This window comes from Citrobacter sp. Cu233 (assembly GCF_030332225.1).
Classification (GTDB): Bacteria; Pseudomonadota; Gammaproteobacteria; order Enterobacterales; family Enterobacteriaceae; genus Citrobacter.
This window is the reverse complement of record NZ_JAOWIF010000042.1, coordinates 265,386-285,335: the sequence shown is the minus strand read 5'-3', so window position 1 is coordinate 285,335 and position 19,950 is coordinate 265,386. Positions and strand designations below refer to the sequence as shown.

The 19,950-nt window shown below is 51.8% G+C and carries 20 protein-coding genes and 1 other annotated feature; of the genes, 5 read left to right on the top strand and 15 right to left on the bottom strand.

Features of this window, described 5'->3' with window-relative positions; all coding sequences use genetic code 11:
* Positions 1-85 precede the first annotated feature (85 nt).
* Entirely contained in the window at positions 86-652 is a 567-nt protein-coding gene (satP, locus tag OGX95_RS19915) for an acetate uptake transporter (protein ID WP_286630701.1), read from the top strand.
* Between the two features lie 33 nt (positions 653-685).
* On the opposite strand, the gene OGX95_RS19910 is transcribed toward satP, so the two are convergent.
* The 3 genes from OGX95_RS19910 to tal all read right to left on the bottom strand — a co-directional run bounded on the left by OGX95_RS19910 (position 686) and on the right by tal (position 3,768).
* Complete coding sequence (locus OGX95_RS19910) at positions 686-1,993, bottom strand: MFS transporter (RefSeq protein WP_286630700.1); 1,308 nt, start codon at positions 1,991-1,993, stop codon at positions 686-688.
* Between the two features lie 123 nt (positions 1,994-2,116).
* On the bottom strand, positions 2,117-2,704 hold the full coding sequence (gene mog / locus OGX95_RS19905) for a molybdopterin adenylyltransferase (RefSeq protein WP_286630699.1): 588 nt from the start codon (positions 2,702-2,704) through the stop codon (positions 2,117-2,119).
* 110 nt (positions 2,705-2,814) lie between these two features.
* Positions 2,815-3,768: a transaldolase gene (gene tal / locus OGX95_RS19900; protein ID WP_137383782.1), complete on the bottom strand. Its 954-nt coding sequence runs from the start codon at positions 3,766-3,768 to the stop codon at positions 2,815-2,817.
* A 274-nt stretch (positions 3,769-4,042) separates the two neighbouring features.
* Here tal and OGX95_RS19895 point away from each other — a divergent pair, with 274 nt between their 5' ends.
* Both OGX95_RS19895 and yaaA read left to right on the top strand, forming a co-directional pair.
* Positions 4,043-5,473, top strand: a complete 1,431-nt coding sequence (locus OGX95_RS19895; RefSeq protein WP_286630698.1) for an alanine/glycine:cation symporter family protein — start codon at positions 4,043-4,045, stop codon at positions 5,471-5,473.
* 77 nt (positions 5,474-5,550) lie between these two features.
* A complete protein-coding gene (gene yaaA, locus OGX95_RS19890) occupies positions 5,551-6,324 on the top strand; it encodes a peroxide stress protein YaaA (RefSeq protein ID WP_286630697.1) in 774 nt (257 codons plus the stop codon).
* A 46-nt stretch (positions 6,325-6,370) separates the two neighbouring features.
* Here yaaA and OGX95_RS19885 read toward each other — a convergent pair whose 3' ends face one another.
* The 7 genes from OGX95_RS19885 to yjjY form a co-directional block, all read right to left on the bottom strand.
* Complete coding sequence (locus OGX95_RS19885; protein ID WP_286630696.1) at positions 6,371-6,688, bottom strand: DUF2502 domain-containing protein; 318 nt, start codon at positions 6,686-6,688, stop codon at positions 6,371-6,373.
* A 267-nt stretch (positions 6,689-6,955) separates the two neighbouring features.
* Positions 6,956-8,242: a threonine synthase gene (gene thrC / locus OGX95_RS19880; protein ID WP_286630695.1), complete on the bottom strand. Its 1,287-nt coding sequence runs from the start codon at positions 8,240-8,242 to the stop codon at positions 6,956-6,958.
* Positions 8,243-8,245: 3 nt separating this feature from the next.
* On the bottom strand, positions 8,246-9,175 hold the full coding sequence (gene thrB / locus OGX95_RS19875; protein WP_286630694.1) for a homoserine kinase: 930 nt from the start codon (positions 9,173-9,175) through the stop codon (positions 8,246-8,248).
* A gap of 1 nt (position 9,176) precedes the next feature.
* Positions 9,177-11,639, bottom strand: coding sequence for a bifunctional aspartate kinase/homoserine dehydrogenase I (gene thrA / locus OGX95_RS19870; RefSeq protein ID WP_286630693.1), 2,463 nt, complete (start codon positions 11,637-11,639; stop codon positions 9,177-9,179).
* 23 nt (positions 11,640-11,662) lie between these two features.
* Positions 11,663-11,789 (bottom strand) — a sequence feature (Thr leader region).
* A complete protein-coding gene (gene thrL / locus OGX95_RS19865) occupies positions 11,719-11,784 on the bottom strand; it encodes a thr operon leader peptide (protein WP_032337689.1) in 66 nt (21 codons plus the stop codon). (Overlaps the previous feature by 66 nt.)
* 277 nt (positions 11,790-12,066) lie before the next feature.
* Positions 12,067-12,753 carry a tRNA/rRNA methyltransferase gene (locus OGX95_RS19860; RefSeq protein ID WP_286630691.1) on the bottom strand — a complete coding sequence of 229 codons (687 nt, stop codon included), beginning with the start codon at positions 12,751-12,753 and terminating at the stop codon, positions 12,067-12,069.
* Positions 12,754-13,152: 399 nt separating this feature from the next.
* On the bottom strand, positions 13,153-13,293 hold the full coding sequence (gene yjjY, locus OGX95_RS19855) for a YjjY family protein (protein WP_001541509.1): 141 nt from the start codon (positions 13,291-13,293) through the stop codon (positions 13,153-13,155).
* Between the two features lie 95 nt (positions 13,294-13,388).
* Here yjjY and arcA point away from each other — a divergent pair, with 95 nt between their 5' ends.
* Positions 13,389-14,105, top strand: coding sequence for a two-component system response regulator ArcA (gene arcA, locus OGX95_RS19850; protein ID WP_286630690.1), 717 nt, complete (start codon positions 13,389-13,391; stop codon positions 14,103-14,105).
* A gap of 60 nt (positions 14,106-14,165) precedes the next feature.
* Here arcA and creD read toward each other — a convergent pair whose 3' ends face one another.
* From creD to creA, 4 genes are read right to left on the bottom strand one after another with little or no spacing between them, the layout of a single operon-like run.
* Positions 14,166-15,512 carry a cell envelope integrity protein CreD gene (creD, locus tag OGX95_RS19845; RefSeq protein WP_286630689.1) on the bottom strand — a complete coding sequence of 449 codons (1,347 nt, stop codon included), beginning with the start codon at positions 15,510-15,512 and terminating at the stop codon, positions 14,166-14,168.
* Between the two features lie 57 nt (positions 15,513-15,569).
* Positions 15,570-16,994, bottom strand: coding sequence for a two-component system sensor histidine kinase CreC (creC, locus tag OGX95_RS19840; RefSeq protein ID WP_286630688.1), 1,425 nt, complete (start codon positions 16,992-16,994; stop codon positions 15,570-15,572).
* Positions 16,994-17,683: a two-component system response regulator CreB gene (gene creB, locus OGX95_RS19835; protein WP_286630687.1), complete on the bottom strand. Its 690-nt coding sequence runs from the start codon at positions 17,681-17,683 to the stop codon at positions 16,994-16,996. Before creB ends, creC begins: the two co-directional genes overlap by 1 nt.
* Before the next feature lie 12 nt (positions 17,684-17,695).
* A complete protein-coding gene (gene creA, locus OGX95_RS19830; RefSeq protein WP_137383793.1) occupies positions 17,696-18,169 on the bottom strand; it encodes a protein CreA in 474 nt (157 codons plus the stop codon).
* Between the two features lie 211 nt (positions 18,170-18,380).
* On the opposite strand from creA, the gene robA reads away from it, so the two are divergent.
* Entirely contained in the window at positions 18,381-19,250 is an 870-nt protein-coding gene (gene robA / locus OGX95_RS19825) for an MDR efflux pump AcrAB transcriptional activator RobA (RefSeq protein WP_286630686.1), read from the top strand.
* Here robA and gpmB read toward each other — a convergent pair.
* The gene (gene gpmB, locus OGX95_RS19820) at positions 19,247-19,894 is read right to left on the bottom strand and encodes a 2,3-diphosphoglycerate-dependent phosphoglycerate mutase GpmB (protein ID WP_286630685.1); all 648 of its coding nucleotides are present in this window, start codon (positions 19,892-19,894) and stop codon (positions 19,247-19,249) included. The genes robA and gpmB overlap by 4 nt on opposite strands.
* Positions 19,895-19,950: the final 56 nt, after the last annotated feature.

Below are 19,950 nucleotides of genomic sequence, written 5' to 3'. Positions count from 1 at the left end.
TGATTATCATGCCGCGCCCCGAAGGCTGTGATCGTTATTCGGGGAAACTATTTCACCATTCAATCAATGATGATTTTGAGGAATTATGGGCAACACTAAGTTGGCTAATCCGGCACCGCTGGGCCTGATGGGCTTTGGCATGACCACCATTCTGCTTAACCTGCACAACGCGGGTTTCTTCGCCTTGGATGTTATTATTCTGGCGATGGGAATTTTCTACGGCGGTATCGCGCAAATTTTTGCCGGCCTGCTGGAATATAAAAAAGGCAATACCTTTGGTTTAACCGCCTTTACCTCCTACGGCTCTTTCTGGCTGACGCTGGTTGCGATCCTGATCATGCCGAAAATGGGCCTGGCAGATGCGACAAATGGTCAGTTCCTGGGCGTATACCTGGGTCTGTGGGGGGTGTTCACTCTGTTCATGTTCTTCGGAACATTGAAAGCCGCCCGTGCATTACAGTTTGTTTTCCTGAGCCTGACGGTGCTGTTCGCGCTGCTGGCTGTTGGCAACATAGTCGGTAACGAAGCCATTATCCACGTTGCAGGTTGGATTGGCTTGGTGTGTGGCGCAAGCGCCATTTACCTGGCGATGGGTGAAGTACTGAACGAACAGTTTGGTCGTACCATCCTGCCGATTGGTGAAGCACACTAATCGACGTTATCCCCCCTTTCGGGGGGATATTCCTTACAAGCGCTGTAGCTCCCCCTGCACGCTCGCATCACAATGATAAATATCCTGTCGCAGCCAAATCCCCAGACCTAATCCCACCAGCGATAACGCCAGCACGTACCAGGCCGGAGCCATTGGCGACACGCTCATTAACATTGTTACCGCAATCGGCGTAAGACCACCAAAAATGGCATAGGAAACGTTGTAGGAAAAGGAGATGCCGGTAAAACGGACTTCCGCCGGAAATGCCCGTACCATCACGTAAGGCACAGCGCCGACCACACCAACACACAACCCCACCAGCCCGTACAACAGGAAGAGATACTCAGGGTGGCTGCCGGTCAGGTGATAGAAGAACCAGCTGGAACAGGCCAACAGCAGGCTACCGATAATAAAGGTTTTGCTGGCACCAACCCTGTCGACAATAAATCCGGCCAGCAGACACCCGATACACAGCATAATGGTGGCGACACTGTTCGCCTGTAACGTCAGCGCGGGGGCAAACCCATACTGTTTTTGCAACCAGACAGGCGACATCAGAATGACCACCACAATCCCGGCCGATAACAACCAGGTCAGCAGCATTGAAATGACCACGGCCTTTTTATGTTTACGGACTACCGACTTCACCGGCAGTTCCTGCGCCAACGCCTTACGTTGCTGCATTTCAAGGAAGACCGGTGTTTCCTGCAGCCAACGACGCAAATACATCGCCACCAGCCCAAACGCCCCGCCCAACAGGAAAGGGATACGCCAGCCGTAGTCATGCACTGCCTGCTGCGTCAGCGTGGTATTCACCAGCGTCGCAACCACCGAACCTAACAAAATCCCCACTGTCAGCCCGGCAGTCAGCGTTCCGCACGCGATGCCGATACGACGTTCCGGTACATGTTCAGCCACAAATACCCACGCGCCCGGAACTTCGCCACCAATGGCTGCCCCCTGCAAAATACGCATCAGGAGCAGCAACAGCGGCGCCAGGATCCCCATTGAGGCGTAAGTGGGTAGCAAACCAATTGCCAGTGTCGGTATTGCCATCAGCAAGATGCTCAGGGTAAACATTTTCTTACGCCCGACCAGATCGCCAAAGTGCGCCATGATGATGCCGCCCAGCGGACGCGCCAGATAGCCCGCGGCAAAAATACCGAAGGTTTGCACCTGACGTAGCCATTCCGGGATGTCTGTGGGGAAAAAGAGTTCGCCAACGACGGCGGCAAAGAAGACAAAAATAATAAAATCATAAAACTCCAACGCCCCACCGAGGGCAGCAAGCGTTAGGGTTTTATAATCCTGGCGATTCAGCGGTCGAGAATGTTGTGACATAGCAAACCATGAGTCAGTGGAGTCATTGAACGTTTTGGCGATACGTGTAAATCAAAAATTACTATATCGTAAACAATTCAATACTCCACCGTGTTTGCCATTTATATCACGAATAGACTACTTTCAGCCGTTTGTATCGCGCATTGCGCTTTTAGGGCGAAAAGATGCTACAACAGCGGGCGCAGTTTCCACATACGGTCCATCCAGCAACTGTATACAATACGGTACACTCGCAAAGATACCCGGCACGATAACCTTACCGTCAGCATCTTTTACGCCTTCGAGCGTTTCTTTGATCGATTTCGGCTGCCCTGGCAGATTCAGGATCAGCGCCTGCTTGCGAATGACCCCAACCTGACGGGAAAGGATCGCCGTCGGTACAAAGTGCAAACTAATCTGGCGCATTTGCTCACCAAACCCAGGCATTTGGCGGTCGGCAACAGCCAGCGTTGCATCAGGCGTCACATCGCGGCGTGCCGGGCCGGTACCGCCGGTGGTCAGCACCAGATGGCAGCTCATTTCATCAACCAGTTCGCATAACGTTTGCTCGATGATCGCCTGCTCATCCGGGATTAACCGCGTTTGCAGTTCAAAAGGGGTAGTCAGAGCCGATGCCAGCCACTCTTCAAGCGCAGGGATACCCTTATCCTGGTAAACGCCACTGGAGGCGCGATCGGAAATGGAAACCAGGCCAATGCGTAAAGTGTTCATGATTATTCCGTTTAAACAGTCTCGTTAAACAGAATGATACACTGCGAAGGGAAGGACAGACAGGTTTCAGAAGAGGTAGCGTGACCCATATCAGGGCCACGCCTTAATGATTACAGCAGATCGCCGATCATTTTTTCCAGTTTACCCTGGTCTACAGCAAACTTACGGATACCGTCCGCCAGTTTGTCTACAGCCATCGGATCCTGGTTGTGCTGCCACAGGAACTCCGCTTCAGTGATGCGTGCAGGACGCGCTTTCACTTCGCCAGAGAAGGACAGTTTACGTTCGATAGCGCCTTCGCTTTCCGCCAGCTCTTTCAGCAGCGCCGGAGCAATCGTCAGACGATCGCAGCCCGCCAGCTCAATGATTTCGCCGATATTACGGAAGCTTGCGCCCATGACTACGGTTTCGTAACCGTGTTGTTTGTAGTACTCGTAAATTTCCGTTACGGAAACCACACCCGGATCTTCTGCCGGTGCGTACTCTTTCTTGTCAGTATTGGCTTTGTACCAGTCAAGAATACGGCCAACGAACGGAGAAATCAGGTATACGCCAGCTTCAGCACATGCACGCGCCTGCGCGAAGGAGAACAACAGAGTCAGGTTACAGTTGATACCTTCTTTTTCCAGCTGCTCAGCGGCACGGATACCCTGCCAGGTAGAAGCCAGTTTGATCAGAATGCGATCGTTGCTGATGCCAGCATCGTTGTACAGTTTGATCAGACGTTTTGCTTTCGCGATAGACGCGTCGGTGTCGTAGGACAGGCGAGCATCAACTTCAGTAGAGATACGACCCGGGACCAGTTTCAGGATCTCCAGACCGATATTTACCGCCAGTTTGTCTGTCGCATCGACGATCTGCTGAGCACGATCGTCGCTCTGCTGCTTAGCCCATGCCACAGCGTCATCGATCAGCTTGCGGTATTCCGGGATCTGCGCTGCGTTAAGAATGAGAGAAGGGTTAGTTGTGGCATCCTGAGGCTGATACAGCTTCATTGCCGCGATGTCTCCGGTGTCGGCCACTACTGTGGTGAACTGACGAAGGGAGGTCAATTTGTCCGTCATGATAGCGATTCTCTTTAAACAGCTTGTTAGGGGGATGTAACCGATCTTCCCTGATGATAGCACGACGCACTCTCAGCGCAACCGCCGGGATTGTCCAACTCACTGCGCATTCCCGATTACGCATCTTAAAGCTCATGATGCGCAATTAAGGGTTATACCCATTGTTATGGTAAACTCCCGCAATCAATCTCCTGACAAGGTATATACTGTTCGATAATTGGTAGCGCTTACATGGGAATATTAGCGCGTACCGGCATCAACAAGAGGGATGTTAATGCCTGATTTTTTCTCGTTTATTAATGAAATACTCTGGGGATCGGTGATGATCTACCTCCTGCTTGGCGCAGGATGTTGGTTCACCTGGCGTACCGGGTTTGTTCAGTTTCGCTACATTCGCCATTTTGGCAAAAGTCTTAAAAACAGCCTCAGCCCGCAACCGGGTGGCTTAACCTCGTTTCAAGCATTGTGTACCAGCCTCGCTGCTCGTATTGGCAGCGGAAACCTCGCCGGTGTTGCCCTGGCGATCGCCGCGGGTGGCGCAGGGGCCGTCTTCTGGATGTGGGTCTCAGCGGTCATTGGCATGGCGACCTCCTTTGCCGAGTGCTCACTCGCGCAACTGTATAAAGAACGCGATAGTAAGGGGCAGTACCGCGGCGGACCAGCATGGTATATGGCGCGCGGTCTGGGTATGCGCTGGATGGGCGTACTCTTTGCCCTCTTTTTGCTCATCGCATACGGCCTGATTTTTAACAGCGTACAGGCAAACTCTGTCTCCCGCGCATTGGCATTTGCGTTCGACATCCCTCCCCTCGCATCCGGCATCGCTTTGGCAATACTGTCATTCCTGGCGATCATTGGCGGTATTAAAGGTGTTGCCCGTCTGATGCAATGGTTTGTGCCGATCATGGCGCTGCTGTGGGTCGCTTGCAGCATGACTATCTGTCTTTGGCATATCGGGCAGATCCCCGAGATTATCGTCAGCATAGTAAAAAGTGCTTTAGGGTGGCAGGAAGCTGCTGCCGGAGCGGCCGGTTATACGCTGAGTCAGGCCATTGCCAGCGGTTTTCAACGCGGTATGTTCTCTAATGAAGCGGGAATGGGCTCAGCACCTAACGCAGCAGCTTCAGCCGCCTCCTGGCCACCGCATCCCGCGGCGCAAGGCATTGTGCAAATGATCGGTGTATTAGTCGATACGCTGATTATCTGCACAGCCAGTGCAATGATTATTCTTTTGGCGGGAAATGGCACGACCTATATTCCAATGGAAGGCATCCAGTTGATGCAGAAGGCCATGGTCTCACTGACCGGCGAATGGGGGGCTGGGTTTGTCGCATTTATTGTGATTCTGTTTGCTTTCAGCTCTATCGTGGCCAACTACATTTATGCGGAAAACAACCTGGTCTTTTTGCGTCTGGACAATATCCGGGTTATCTGGCTGTTGCGCATTGCTACCGTCAGTACCGTTATCGCAGGCACCTTAGTCAGCTTCCCGCTGGTCTGGCAGCTCGCCGACATCATCATGGCCTGCATGGCGATAACTAACCTGACGGCGATTTTACTGCTCTCCCCGGTTGTTCATACCCTTGCCAGCGACTATCTGCGTCAGCGCAAACTCGGTGTGCGCCCGGAATTTGATCCGCGCCGTTATCCTGAGCTCAGACAACAGCTTGCACCGGATACCTGGGATGAAACGCCGCGCAGCTAGCGCGGCAATCACAACCATCGATCAATTCTGTCGTTTTTTTTGCTAAAGTCGCAGTAAATCTCCTGCAAGGACTGGATATGCTGATTCTGATTTCACCTGCAAAAACGCTCGACTACCAAAGCCCGCTGGCTACCACACGCCATACGCTGCCTGAACTGCTGGACCACTCCCAGCAGTTAATCCACGTGGCGCGTCAACTCTCTGCGCCGCAGATCGGCAAGCTGATGGGAATTAGCGATAAGCTGGCGGATCTGAACGCGACTCGTTTCCATGACTGGCAGCCAGACTTCACACCGGACAATGCGCGTCAGGCCATTCTGGCGTTCAAAGGTGACGTGTACACCGGATTACAGGCAGAAACCTTCAGCGAAGCGGATTTCGATTTCGCCCAGCAGCACTTACGCATGCTGTCCGGGCTGTATGGTGTTCTGCGCCCACTGGATTTGATGCAACCCTACCGTCTGGAGATGGGCATTCGTCTGGCCAATGCGAAGGGTAAAGACCTCTATCAGTTCTGGGGAGATACTATCACCGATAAGCTTAACGAAGCGCTGGAAGCACAAGGTGATAGCGTGGTGATTAACCTCGCCTCAGACGAGTATTTTAAATCCGTGAAGCCGAAAAAGCTGAACGCAGAACTGATCAAACCGGTATTCCTTGATGAGAAGAACGGCAAATTCAAAGTCATCAGCTTCTATGCCAAAAAAGCCCGCGGCCTGATGAGTCGCTACATTATTCAACATCGTCTGACGAAGCCTGAGCAATTGACTGAGTTTAACAGCGACGGCTATTTCTTTGATGAAGAGGCATCAGGAAATGGAGAACTGGTGTTTAAGCGTCACGAGCAATAATGCAGCACATGCCGGATAAGGATGCACCTTATCCGACAGCACAAACTTAATGGTGTCCGTTCGGTCCCGGACGGTGGTCGTCGCGGCGATCGTCATGTCGATCGTTATGATGATCATCATAACGATTGTTGTGCGACTGTGGACGTGGTCCGTGAGGTTGCCAGCGATGCTCCCGCCACTCATAGTGTTTACCCCACCAATCGTGATCGCGCCAGTTCCCGCCATCCCAGTAGTTCCCCCGGCTGTCACGATCGCCAATCTGTAATTTGACCGCCGGTACCAGGGTAATTTCAGCCGCCTGCACGGCAAGGGGAGCAACCAGCATCATAGAAAGCGCAAGAAGCACAGGTTTGAATTTTTTCATTGATGACTCCTTTTTATCATTGCCCTTATCGGGTCGATAAAAGGAGATTACGTGAAGGGAATAAACATTATTATTCTCCGCAATCCTAATCTCTAAGTTAGCGCATTTATTGGGAATTTCTCCTTTTTCGCTACCTATTTTCTCCTTATTTTCTCCATAAAAAAAGCCGGGTAAAACCCGACTCAGATTGTCAGCAAGCATCGCCTACCCGTTACCGGATAACAGGTGTCGTCGGCCCGGTAAGCAGAGCATCACCGGGCACAACAATTAACTGCGGGTCATCATTAACTGACGCAGCGCCGCAAAATCAGCAGGCAGATGGTGAGAGAGCAGCGGTAAATCTGCACGTTCAGCCAGCTCTTTTGGTAGGTCCAGCGTGACATTCAGAATCTGTTCAACGCTTTCTTTAAATTTCGCCGGATGTGCGGTGCCAAGGAACAGGCCATATTCGCCCGGATTCAACTGATCACGCAGTGCACGATACGCCACCGCAGCATGCGGCTCTGACGTGTAACCGATCTTCTGCAGCTCACGCATGGTGGCCTGCGTTGTTGCATCATCCACAGCGGCATAACCCAACTCATTCAATCGCCATATTTTACGGCGGAACAGTTCCTCCACACGCGGCCAGTTGTTTGGCTGGCTAACGTCCATGGCATTCGATAAGGTCGCCTGAGTCGCTTTCGGTGCCCACTCGCCTTCGGCAAGAAAACGTGGAACCGTATCGTTGACGTTGGTAGCCGCAATAAAACGCTTCACTGGCAAACCAAGTGATTTAGCCAGCAAACCCGCGGTCAGATCGCCAAAGTTACCGCTGGGAACAGAAATAACCAGTTGGTTACGCGCTTCCTGCGGCAGTTGAGCCACGGCTTCAAAGTAGTAGCAAATTTGCGCCAGCAGGCGGCTGATGTTGATGGAGTTAGCGGAATTCAGCCCCAAAGCCGCCTTCAGCTCTTCATCATCAAACGCTTGTTTCACCAGTGCCTGGCAGGCATCAAAGTCACCATCAATCGCGACGGTTTCAATATTGCCGCCCAGCGTACAGAACAGTTTTTCCTGCAATGGGCTGATCTTGCCATTTGGGTAGAGGATCACCACACGCACATTTTTCAGGCCATAAAAGGCATGTGCAACCGCCGCCCCGGTGTCTCCGGATGTCGCGGTCAGGATAGTCACCGGTTTGTCACCGCTGATGTGCGTTAGCATTTGCGCCATAAAGCGCCCGCCAAAGTCTTTAAACGCCAGTGTCGGACCATGGAACAGCTCCAGACAGCCGACATCACCTTCGACCTGAGCGACCGGTGCCGGGAAGGCAAATGCAGCACGCACACGTTCTTCCAGGATCTCTTGTGGGATCTCTGTGCCAATAAATGCGGAAAGGATCTTAGCGCTGCGGCTAACGAAATCCTGATTCAGCATCTCATCCACTTCTGTCAGATTAAATTCCGGCAGATCGTGCGGAAAAAACAATCCCTGATTCTTGCCAAGCCCTTGCGTGACGGCCTGCGCAAAGCTGACCTGTTCGTTGTGATCTTTCAGATTATAGAGTTTCATTGATTATCCCAGTACCCGTGCGCCCGCCGTATCCAACCGGCAAATATGAACAAAGCCTTCCTGATTTTGCAGGTAATTTTTACCCAGCCAGTCTGCTACGCGCTGTGCCGTATCCGGCTTATCGCATAAGGCGAACAGCGTCGGCCCTGACCCGGAAATGCCGCTAGCCAGCGCGCCGATTTCCGCTACCGCCTGACGCGCCTGGCTAAAGCCGGGCAGCAAGCGGGTACGGTATGGCTCAGCAATCACATCTTTCATCAGCTTCGCGGCAAGCCCCGGCTGACGGGAATAGCAGGCATGAATAAACCCAGCCAGATGCCGCCCGTGGGCAATACAGTCCTGACGACGGTACTGTGCAGGTAAAATCGCCCGCGCTTCCGCCGTGGAAACTTTAATGCCTGGATACGCCAGTACCCACAGCCACTCATCAAAGCCTGGCACCTGCTGGCTGATAATGCCGTTTTCTTCGATCATTAACTGCATGCCGCCCAAAAAGCACGGAGCGACATTATCGTAGTGAATGCTGCCGGAGATACGCCCTTCCAGTTCGCCCATAATCGCCAACAGCCGCGTATCGTTGAGCGGTTTACCACAATATTCGTTCATCGCCACCAGTGCGGCCACAACGGAACAGGCACTGGAGCCTAACCCGGAACCAATCGGCATATTTTTTTCCAGCGTCATCGCCACCGGAACGGTTTTACCCAGTTCCTGACAGAAGCGCTCCCAGCACTGGTAGACAATATTTTCCCGCGGCTCTGGTGGCAGCTTATTCGCAAAGCGCCCCAGGTTATTCAGGCTGAACTGGTCAGCCGCCTCAACCGAGACCACGTCACCCAACAGTGAACCATCCACGGGCGTGACCGCCGCGCCAAGCACATCAAACCCGACGCTCATATTGGCACTGGAAGCCGGGGCGTAAACTCTCACCATATTAAACTCCTAACTTCCATGAAAGGGTGCGAAGAAGATCGGCAAATACACCTGCCGCCGTGACATCGTTACCCGCACCATACCCACGCAACACCAGCGGTAATGGCTGATAATAATGACTGTAGAATGCCAGCGCGTTTTCGCCGTTTTTCACTTTAAACAGTGGATCGTTGCCATCCACTTCGGCGATTTTCACCCGACACACACCGTCTTCTTCGATATTGCCAACATAGCGCAATACCTTACCCTCATCACGGGCTTTCGCGACGCGAGCGGCAAACTCATCGTCCAGTTGCGACAAATTCGTCATAAACGCGGAAACATCACCAGAATCATCAAATGCTTCTGGCAGGACCGGCTCAATGACAATGTCAGAAAGCTCCAGTTCGCGACCCGTTTCACGGGCCAAAATCAGGAGTTTACGCGCCACATCCGTACCAGAGAGATCATCACGCGGATCGGGTTCGGTGTAACCCAACTCCCGTGCCAGCGTGGTGGCCTGCGAGAAGCTCATCCCTTCATCCAGTTTACCGAAAATAAACGACAGCGAACCGGAGAGGATACCGGAGAAACGCTGTAGCTCATCACCTGCGCTAAGCAGGTTTTGCAGGTTCTCAATAACCGGTAATCCTGCGCCAACGTTGGTGTCGTACAGGAATTTACGCCGGGATTTCGCGGCAGCGAAACGTAGCTGATGGTAGTAATCCATCGACGAGGTATTGGCTTTTTTGTTCGGGGTGACCACGTGGAAACCTTCACGCAGGAAATCGGCATATTGGTCTGCCACCGCCTGGCTTGACGTACAGTCGACGATCACCGGGTTAAGCAGATGGTATTCTTTTACCAGACGGATCAGACGGCCGAGGTTGAAAGGCTCTTTCGCGCACTCCAGTTCCGATTGCCAGTTTTCCAGATTCAGACCGTGAACATTCGTCAGTAAGGCCTTCGAATTCGCCACACCGCACACACGCAGATCGATATGTTTGCCCTTCAACCAGCTTTGCTGACGCTTGAGCTGCTCAAGCAGTGCGGAACCTACACCGCCAACGCCAATGACAAAGACTTCGATCACCTGGTCCGTATTGAACAGCATCTGATGGGTCACACGCACACCCGTGGTTGCGTCGTCGTTATTGACGACCACCGAAATAGAGCGTTCAGACGATCCTTGCGCGATGGCCACGATATTGATGTTGGCGCGGGCCAGCGCGGCGAAGAATTTCGCCGAGATACCGCGCAGCGTGCGCATGCCGTCACCAACCACTGAGATAATCGCCAGGCGTTCAGTCACCGCCAGTGGCTCCAGCAGCCCTTCTTTCAGCTCGAGGTAGAATTCATCCTGCATCGCCCGCTGCGCCCGTATGCAGTCGCCTTGTGGTACGCAGAAGCTGATGCTGTATTCTGAAGAAGACTGCGTGATCAGCACCACCGAGATACCGGCACGAGACATCGCCGCGAAAACGCGAGCCGCCATGCCTACCATGCCTTTCATCCCGGGTCCCGACACGCTGAACATCGCCATATTATTGAGGTTAGAAATACCTTTTACCGGCAAATCGTCCTCATCGCTGCTGGCACCGATCAGTGTACCTGGCGCTTGTGGGTTTCCGGTGTTTTTAATCAGGCAAGGGATTTGGAACTGGGCAATCGGGGTAATGGTTCGCGGGTGTAATACTTTAGCGCCAAAGTAAGAAAGCTCCATCGCTTCCTGATAAGACATCGACTTCAACAGCCTGGCATCAGGAACCTGGCGTGGGTCACAGGTATATACGCCGTCAACATCGGTCCAGATCTCACAACAGTCCGCGCGTAAACAGGCAGCCAGCACAGCGGCAGAGTAGTCAGAGCCATTGCGCCCCAACACCACCAGCTCACCTTTTTCATTCCCGGCAGTAAAGCCTGCCATCAAAATCATATGGTCTGCTGGAATACGGCTGGCTGCGATGCGACGCGTAGATTCGGTGATATCAACGGTAGATTCGAGGTAATGACCTACCGCCAGTAGTTTCTCAACCGGATCGATAACGGTAACGTGATGCCCGCGCGCTTCCAGCAGGCCTGCCATGATAGCGATCGACATTTTTTCGCCACGACAAATAAGCGCAGCGTTAATGCTGTCCGGGCACTGTCCCAGCAGGCTGATACCGTGCAGGACATGTTTAATTTGGGCAAATTCTTGTTCAACGAAGGCTTTAAGCTGTGTCAGCGGGAAGCCCGGCTGCGCGGCGGCAAGACCAACCAAAAGCTCTGAGAAAATACGTTCGGCGTCACTGATATTGGCTAAAGCGTCCTGACCACCGATGGTCTTCTCAATCATCGCCACCAGATGGTTGGTAATTTTTGCAGGGGCAGAAAGAACCGTCGCGACCTGCCCCTGCCTGGCATTGCTTTCCAGAATATCGGCAACTCGCAGAAAGCGCTCTGCATTTGCCACTGATGTACCGCCGAACTTCAACACTCGCATGGTTTACCTCGTTGCCTTTGGTCGAAAAAAAAGCCCGCACTGTTTAGGTGCGGGCTTTTTCTTGTGTTTCCTGTACGCGTCAGCCCGCACCGTTACCTGTGGTAATGGTGATGGTTGTTGTAATGGTGATGCTGATGCGTTTCATGATGTTGTGTGCTCTGTAATTATGTACCCAAAATAATTCGCGTTGCCGGTAAGCAAATGCAGCTAACGTACATGCAACTCGAAGTATGACGGGTTATCTGTCTGTGCTGTATTCTTTTAGGGTTAAAGTATCTGCTGACCTAAGTCAATAAATTTTTAAATTGATCACATTCCGAAACTTGTTCACGAGCGACTGCTTGCCCTTTTATTTTCAACCAATACAGTATGCACACCCCACTTGAAGTCAGAATCAAACACTAAAAAACAAACAAAATAAGACATTTTATTTTGTAATGTTTTTTTCGATATCATGTAAAAAACGGTGCAACATTGCAGTATCTCGCTGTCCTAACAACCCCATCCGCTGCTGTAGCCAATCCGTGAGCTTGATATCATCCGCAACGTCCAGCGTGGCTAATAATTGCAAAACCCGGGCACGTAACGCCTGCAACTGAAGCTCATCCGTCACCTTAATGTTTTTTGCCGGTTGTTGTATTAAACCTGCTAATTGATAGCAATACACCATCACCGCCTGCCCCAAATTCAGTGAAGGATAGTCAGCCACCATCGGTACGCCAGTTAGCACATCCGCTAGCGCTAATTCTTCGTTTGTCAGCCCCGAATCTTCACGACCGAACACCAACGCGGCGTGATCCATCCACGTTGATTTTTCCTGCAACAGGGGAACCAGCTCGACCGGAGTGGCGTAATAATGGAACTTCGCGCGGCTACGAGCCGTGGTGGCGATGGTAAAATCAACGTCGTGCAACGCATCGGCTAACGTTGGAAAAACGTTAATATTATCAATAATGTCGCCTGAACCATGTGCCACCCATCGCGTCGCAGGCTCCAGATGAGCCTCGCTATCAACGATCCGCAATTGTGTGAATCCCATGGTTTTCATAGCACGAGCTGCCGCGCCAATATTTTCGGCTCTGGCTGGAGCAACCAGAATAATTGTTAAATGCATTTTGATACTCTTTTTGACCGGTCTGCAGATAATTATGTGATGTGCATCAACATATTACGCAGCGCGAATTTACATATTTTTAACAGAAATCACTGAAAAAGCATTTCACAATCAGTAAAAAATGCTAAACTATTTCCTGTCTGTACTATTGCTTTTTATGTTAACAGAAGTTGCATATCCTTCTGTTTATCCATGATAATTTAATTTAGAATGGTTCTCATAAATTGGATTCATTACATTTATTAATTAGCGCGTGCAACTAGTTGTAATATTGCAATTTTGTGATGAAAGCTATCATTTAGATACGTTGATTTCATCAAACTGTTAACGTGCTACAATTGAACTTGATATATGTCAACGAAGCGTAGTTTTATTGGGTGTCCGGTACGTCTTAGCCTGTTATGTTGCTGTTAAAATGGTTAGGATGACAGCCGTTTTTGACACTGTCGGGTCCAGAGGGAAAGTGCCCACGACCAAGCTAATGATGTTGTTGACGTTGATGGAAAGTGCATCAAGAACGCAATTACGTACTTTAGTCATGTTACGCCGATCATGTTAATTTACGACATGCATCAGGCAGGTCAGGGACTTTTGTACTTCCTGTTTCGATTTAGTTGGCAATTTAGGTAGCAAACATGCAGACCCCGCACATTCTTATCGTTGAAGACGAGTTAGTAACACGTAACACGTTGAAAAGCATTTTCGAAGCGGAAGGCTATGATGTATTCGAGGCGACAGATGGCGCGGAAATGCATCAGATCCTCTCTGAATATGACATCAACCTTGTGATTATGGATATCAATCTGCCAGGTAAAAATGGTCTTCTGTTAGCGCGTGAACTCCGCGAACAAGCTAACGTTGCACTGATGTTCCTGACGGGCCGTGATAACGAAGTCGATAAAATTCTCGGCCTCGAAATCGGCGCTGACGATTACATCACCAAGCCGTTTAACCCACGCGAACTGACTATCCGTGCTCGTAACCTGCTGTCCCGTACCATGAATCTGGGCACAGTGAGCGAAGAGCGTCGTAGCGTCGAAAGCTACAAGTTCAATGGCTGGAAGCTGGACATCAACAGCCGCTCTCTGATTGGTCCTGACGGCGAGCAGTATAAACTGCCACGTAGCGAATTCCGTGCCATGCTTCACTTCTGTGAGAATCCGGGCAAGATCCAGTCTCGCGCAGAACTGTTGAAAAAAATGACCGGTCGCGAACTGAAGCCGCATGACCGTACCGTTGACGTAACAATCCGCCGTATTCGTAAGCACTTCGAATCCACGCCGGATACACCAGAAATCATCGCTACCATTCACGGTGAAGGCTACCGTTTTTGCGGCGACCTGCAGGATTAATGTCATCCTGACTGGTATAAAAACGGCGCTTTATGCGCCGTTTTTCATTTCACAACGTCCCTATTTCCACAACCGTAATTCATCGTCCTCAGGTGCGTTCTCCTTTTTGGGCTTTGGCTGTGCAAGCGCGTGCCAGTCAAGATGACGCGTCAGGAACATGACCCCACAAAGCGCCAGTAACAGTACACCCGAGCCCAGCAGTAAAGCGCTGTCCTGCGAACGCAACAGTGCCCACATCACGCCATCCAGTCCCAGCAATGCTGCGGTAAAAAACAGACTGTTACGCCATCCCTGTAGTATCGCCTGTAAATACACGCCGTTCATCAGCGCGCCAACCAGGCTGGCGACAATCCACGCGGCAGTAAAGCCAACATGCTCCGACAGCGCCAACAACAGCAAATAGAACATCACCAGTGATAATCCCACCAGCAGATATTGCATCGGGTGCAGTCGAAGGCTGGTCATACTCTCGAGCACAAAGAAAGACATAAAAGTTAGTGCAATCAATAAAATGGCATACTTTATTGCTCTATCTGTCAGTTGATACTGATCCGCAGGCGTAGCCACAGCGACGCTAAATGCGGGCATACCCTGCCAGCCAATCTTCTCATCACCAAAGCGCTCTCCCAGATTATTCGCGAACCAGCTACTTTGCCATTGCGCCTTAAATCCTGACTCACTGACTTCACGCTTAGGCGGAAGAAAATCACCGAGGAAGTTAGGATGTGGCCAGTTGCTGGTCACGGTCATTTCGCTATTACGACCAACCGGGACAACAGAAAAATCACCTGTTCCACTTAGATTAAGCGACAACACAACACTGAGATTTTTTTCCGCCCAGCCGGCGTCCGGTAGCGGAATGTGGATCCCCTGAGCACGACTATCCAATCCTGTACCAGGTTCGACCGCCAACGATGTTCCATTGATCTGCGAAGCCTTCACGACGCCAATACCGCGCGCATCGCCCACCCCAACCACCACAAAAGGTTTGCCGATGGTGATATTGGGACGGTTCAGTTCACTGAGGCGTTCAGCATTAAACTCGGCCTTCACCGATAAATCGTTGTGCCAGACCTGTCCTTCATAAATACCTATCTTACGCGCTTCAACGTTCTGGTTACCCTCAACGACCAGCGATTCCGGCAACCAGAAGTGGATGTAGCTACGTTTTCGCTGGATCTGTTTGTCACCTTCCAGCTCGATATACAGTTCAGTCACCGGGACGGCAATCAGCGGGCCTACCACCTTTTGCGGTCCGCTGGTGCTCTGTCGGATAGCATCTTCTACCTCACTACGATAGTCCGACCGCTCAACAATTATCTGCCTGACCATCGTCAGGGGAATTAACAGCAACAGCATAGCGCCACCTAAGGTGACTATTTTCCAAAACAGGGGTGATTTAAACATAGCGTTCTCCTTTGCGATATCAGCAAGATAGAACAGCTATGTGCGGGGAATTTGAAGTTATGTGAAGTGACGATGAAGTGTAAACGAGGCCTGCACCCCGCCTTCTGGGCGGTTGCATAACGTCACGTCACCTCGATGCAATCGCGCAACCTCACTGACAAACGCCAGCCCCAGCCCACTGCTTTTATGCCCATTCTCACGGGGCAGCGAATAGAAGCGCTCAAAAATACGCGGCAACGCAAAGTCTGGTATGCCACTGCCGTTATCACTGACCTGTATTGTGACGCGGTCCTCCTGCGGATGCGCACTCAATACAATTGTCCCGTTCTCCGGCGTAAAATCGATGGCGTTATCCAGCAGATTACCCAACGCCTGCTCCAGCAGTGCAGCATCGGCGGCAACCGTCAGCGATGAAGGTACAACGGTAAGCGTGATGTTTTTTGCGGCCAGTTGCACGCTACGGGCTTCACGAAGCTGAGTAAACAGCGCGTCTGTTGCGACAGATGTGAGCCTAATATCCTGCCGGTTCTCCAGCCTGGCCTGGCGCAACAAGGTTTCGACCAGCACCTGCATGCGCGCATTCTGCGTCAAAATATTATCGGTAAATCGCGCGACCACATCGGGCGGCGGGCCTTCGCGCAAAATTTCTGCCGCGCCGCGAATAGCCGCCAGCGGGCTTTTTAGCTCATGCGTCAACGCATAGACGTACTGCTCAATGTAATTCTTGCCCTCCAGCTTCAGGCGCATACTTTCCAGTGCCTGCGCCAGCTTGCGTAGCTCACTGCTACCAAGATCAGGAAGCGCAACGGGGCGATTCTCAGTGACAGAATCAGCATAGCGTGCCAGCCGCGCGATAGACCGGTTTATCCACCATACCATTCCTGCGCCAATCAGTAAGGCGATCCCCAGTAACACGGCACTGGCCCACAGTATTCGCCGCTCGCTACGCTGAATAACAGGTGCCATTGCCGCATTGGGTTTGCCGACACTGAGCACCCCGATAATACGCCCGCCGTCAACGATCGGAGCGGCAACATACATCACCGAACTTTCCGGATCGGCCGGGTTCTGCGGCGTGCTACGAGCGCCGTATTGCCCGCGTAGCGTTAACCATACGTCGTTCCAGCGAGAATAATCTTCGCCGACGGCTTTGTTGGCGGAATCAAACACCACTTTGCCCTGCGCGTCCGTCATGTAGACGTGATACTCATTGCGCACTTTGTTAATGCCACTGATATTGGCGCGAAAAGGACGATCGTGCAGTTGCGAAAATGCCTGCGCCAGCCTGCCGTGGGAAGGTGAGCCAGAAAGCAAATCATCACGCGCCAGCGCGGCCAACAGCGTAGCGGTATCAATCAACGTACCTTCCGTCGCACGACGTACGCCGGGCTTAATCTCCTGTACAAAGATGGACAGAACGAACCAGGCGGCAACGGCGACAATCAGAAAGTAGCCCAGCAGCAAACGCATGCCAATGCGCATCAGATGCTCCTCAGGCTGTATCCCATACCACGATGAGTATTAATCGGCGAGAGCTCCGGGTTAACGGCCCGCAGTTTGGCACGCAGCGTTTTAATATGCGTGTCTACCGTTCGCTCAAAAGTATCCTGGGCATCGGCCCAGATTAAATCCATTAACTGTTGGCGTGAGTAAACGCGTCCCGGCGACAGCAGTAATGTTTTCAGCAACAAGAATTCATAGCGCGTCAGATTTAGCGGCATCCCAAACCAGGTAATCTGTGCGGCAAGCTCATTGAGTTCAAAATCACCGCACCGCGTCGCCGGTGAAGGCGTAGAGAATTTTTTAACCCGACGTAGCAATGTACGCACGCGGGCGCACACCTCACGCGGAGAGAAAGGTTTCGCCACATAATCATCCGCACCAATTTCCAGCCCCAGCAGGCGATCGACTTCATCGCTACGCGCAGTCAGAAAGAGAATTGGCAATGCCGGGTGACGTTCCAGTAGTCGCCGACACAGTTCAAAGCCGCTGATATCCGGGAGCCCGACATCCAGAATGATCGCATCCGGACATCTCTGGCGTGACTTTTCCAGCACGGGCAATCCACGCTCAAAGGCTTCAACGCTAAAACCTTCCTGCTGCAGCATGTAGATAAGCGTATCTGCAATCCCCTGCTCGTCCTCAACCAACCAGATCAGCGCCTGTTGCATTTTACCTACCTGTTATCGCTGCCACGGCATGATGGGTACCGCGCTGATAGCATTTTTGGGCGATCCATCAACCACCTTATCCGAATAGGCCAGATAGGCCAGCGTGTTGCGTTTCGCATCATAAAAACGCACGACCTGTAAGGATTTAAACACCAGAGACGTACGTTTCTTAAAGACCACCTCGCCCTGGGCTTTGCCGTTTTTAATTCTGTCGCTCAGTTCCACCGGCCCCACCTGCTGGCAGGAGATAGCAGCGTCGGAAGTATCTTCAGCCAAACCCAGCCCACCTTTAATGCCACCCGTTTTGGCGCGGCTAACGTAGCAGGTCACATTGGTGACATCAGGATCATCAAATGCCTCGACCACAATTTTATGATCCGGTCCAAACATTTTGAACACGGTATCGACAGATCCAATCTGCTCCGCATGGGCAACCTGCGCCATCATCAGCAAAATTGAGGAAATGACTAAGCTCTTATATTTCATATTGTTACCATTCTTAAATGTTACTCTGTGTAATTATTAGACATTCTAAGATAAAACGTATACAGATCACAGGATTACAATAATCACGCTTTCGTATGTGCGAAAAAAGCACTTATGAGCAAAAAAAACACTGAATGCTAAAACAGCAAAAAATGCTATTATCCTCATACCTGACGTCAGGTACTCGTTGTTGAAAGGATGAGGATATTTTATGGATCAGGCTGGCATTATTCGCGACCTCTTAATCTGGCTGGAAGGCCATCTGGATCAGCCTTTGTCGCTTGACAATGTGGCGGCAAAAGCAGGCTATTCCAAGTGGCATCTGCAGAGAATGTTCAAGGACGTGACGGGCCACGCTATTGGCGCCTATATCCGCGCTCGTCGTTTATCGAAGTCCGCAGTGGCGCTACGCCTGACTGCGCGTCCAATACTGGACATCGCCCTGCAGTATCGCTTCGATTCTCAACAGACGTTTACCCGCGCGTTCAAAAAGCAATTTTCCCAGACGCCTGCGCTGTATCGTCGTTCACCGGAATGGAGTGCTTTCGGCATTCGCCCGCCAATGCGCCTCGGGGAATTTGCCATGCCAGCACATGAGTTTGTAACGCTGGAAGATACACCACTGCTGGGTACCACGCAGAGTTATTCCTGCTCGCTTGAGCAGATTTCAGATTTCCGTCATGAAATGCGGATCCAATTCTGGAGCGACTTCCTCAGCCAGGCTCCTGCGATCCCGCAGGTTCTGTACGGACTCAACGAAACGCGCCCCAGTATTGAGAAAGATGACGAACAGGAAGTGTTTTATACCACCGCGCTCACACCAGACCAGGCCAACGGATACGTGCAGTCGGCGCAACCCATCCTGTTACAGGGCGGCGAGTATGTGATGTTTACCTATGAGGGCCTGGGGACGGGCGTGCAGGAGTTTATCCTGACGGTGTACGGCACCTGCATGCCGATGCTGAACCTGACTCGCCGTAAAGGGCAGGATATAGAGCGATACTACCCGGCAGAAGATGCCAAAGCGGGAGATCGCCCTATTAATCTGCGCTGCGAATTCCTGATTCCTATCCGCCGTTAACGCTGTAGCTCGTCCAACGCAGGGGCGTCCAGATGTGAGATGTCCCCTGCCGTTTCAACCACCCAGCCCGGTGCCAGCCATAAACTTTCCTGGTAATCGACACGAGAAATAGAGCAGTTGCGCAGACGCAAACGACGCTCAGCCCATGCAGGCAATCCCAGAATAGTACTCACCAGGCAGCCCAGCGCAATACCATGGCTCACCAGCAATGGACGACTCCCCGGCGGCAGTTCCAGGCAGGATGCCAGCGCCGCGTTGACGCGATCGCTCAGTTCCTGCATCGATTCCCCTTCCGGAATACGACCATCCACCGTACCGTTCACCAACTGACGACGCCAGCTCTCTTCTTCCGGGGTCAGCGTATCGATATGGCGTTTTTCCAGCACGCCCATATTGAGTTCACGCAGTCGCGCATCATAAGTGATCTCACAGCCACACGCCTGAGCGATAATTTCTGCAGTGCGTCGTGTACGACCTAAATCGCTACTGATAACGTGCGTAATGCCAAACGAGCGGGCGCGTTCACCAACCTGCATGGCTTGCTGCTCACCTTTAGCGGTCAGTGGGCTGTCTGACTGGCCTTGAATACGTCGCTCGGCGTTCCACTGCGTTTCACCATGGCGAACAAGGTATACCTGTAACATGCTTTTTTTCCGTTATATACTCGTCGTACTTTGAGTAGACTCTGCGATGAATTTTC

What these genes read in the sequence shown, in the direction of transcription:
- satP (WP_286630701.1), top strand. Translation starts at nt 86, where the DNA reads ATGGGCAACACTAAGTTGGCTAATCCGGCACCGCTGGGCCTGATGGGC.
- OGX95_RS19910 (WP_286630700.1), bottom strand. Translation starts at nt 1,993, where the DNA reads ATGTCACAACATTCTCGACCGCTGAATCGCCAGGATTATAAAACCCTA.
- mog (WP_286630699.1), bottom strand. Translation starts at nt 2,704, where the DNA reads ATGAACACTTTACGCATTGGCCTGGTTTCCATTTCCGATCGCGCCTCC.
- tal (WP_137383782.1), bottom strand. Translation starts at nt 3,768, where the DNA reads ATGACGGACAAATTGACCTCCCTTCGTCAGTTCACCACAGTAGTGGCC.
- OGX95_RS19895 (WP_286630698.1), top strand. Translation starts at nt 4,043, where the DNA reads ATGCCTGATTTTTTCTCGTTTATTAATGAAATACTCTGGGGATCGGTG.
- yaaA (WP_286630697.1), top strand. Translation starts at nt 5,551, where the DNA reads ATGCTGATTCTGATTTCACCTGCAAAAACGCTCGACTACCAAAGCCCG.
- OGX95_RS19885 (WP_286630696.1), bottom strand. Translation starts at nt 6,688, where the DNA reads ATGAAAAAATTCAAACCTGTGCTTCTTGCGCTTTCTATGATGCTGGTT.
- thrC (WP_286630695.1), bottom strand. Translation starts at nt 8,242, where the DNA reads ATGAAACTCTATAATCTGAAAGATCACAACGAACAGGTCAGCTTTGCG.
- thrB (WP_286630694.1), bottom strand. Translation starts at nt 9,175, where the DNA reads ATGGTGAGAGTTTACGCCCCGGCTTCCAGTGCCAATATGAGCGTCGGG.
- thrA (WP_286630693.1), bottom strand. Translation starts at nt 11,639, where the DNA reads ATGCGAGTGTTGAAGTTCGGCGGTACATCAGTGGCAAATGCAGAGCGC.
- OGX95_RS19860 (WP_286630691.1), bottom strand. Translation starts at nt 12,753, where the DNA reads ATGCATTTAACAATTATTCTGGTTGCTCCAGCCAGAGCCGAAAATATT.
- yjjY (WP_001541509.1), bottom strand. Translation starts at nt 13,293, where the DNA reads ATGACTAAAGTACGTAATTGCGTTCTTGATGCACTTTCCATCAACGTC.
- arcA (WP_286630690.1), top strand. Translation starts at nt 13,389, where the DNA reads ATGCAGACCCCGCACATTCTTATCGTTGAAGACGAGTTAGTAACACGT.
- creD (WP_286630689.1), bottom strand. Translation starts at nt 15,512, where the DNA reads ATGTTTAAATCACCCCTGTTTTGGAAAATAGTCACCTTAGGTGGCGCT.
- creC (WP_286630688.1), bottom strand. Translation starts at nt 16,994, where the DNA reads ATGCGCATTGGCATGCGTTTGCTGCTGGGCTACTTTCTGATTGTCGCC.
- creB (WP_286630687.1), bottom strand. Translation starts at nt 17,683, where the DNA reads ATGCAACAGGCGCTGATCTGGTTGGTTGAGGACGAGCAGGGGATTGCA.
- creA (WP_137383793.1), bottom strand. Translation starts at nt 18,169, where the DNA reads ATGAAATATAAGAGCTTAGTCATTTCCTCAATTTTGCTGATGATGGCG.
- robA (WP_286630686.1), top strand. Translation starts at nt 18,381, where the DNA reads ATGGATCAGGCTGGCATTATTCGCGACCTCTTAATCTGGCTGGAAGGC.
- gpmB (WP_286630685.1), bottom strand. Translation starts at nt 19,894, where the DNA reads ATGTTACAGGTATACCTTGTTCGCCATGGTGAAACGCAGTGGAACGCC.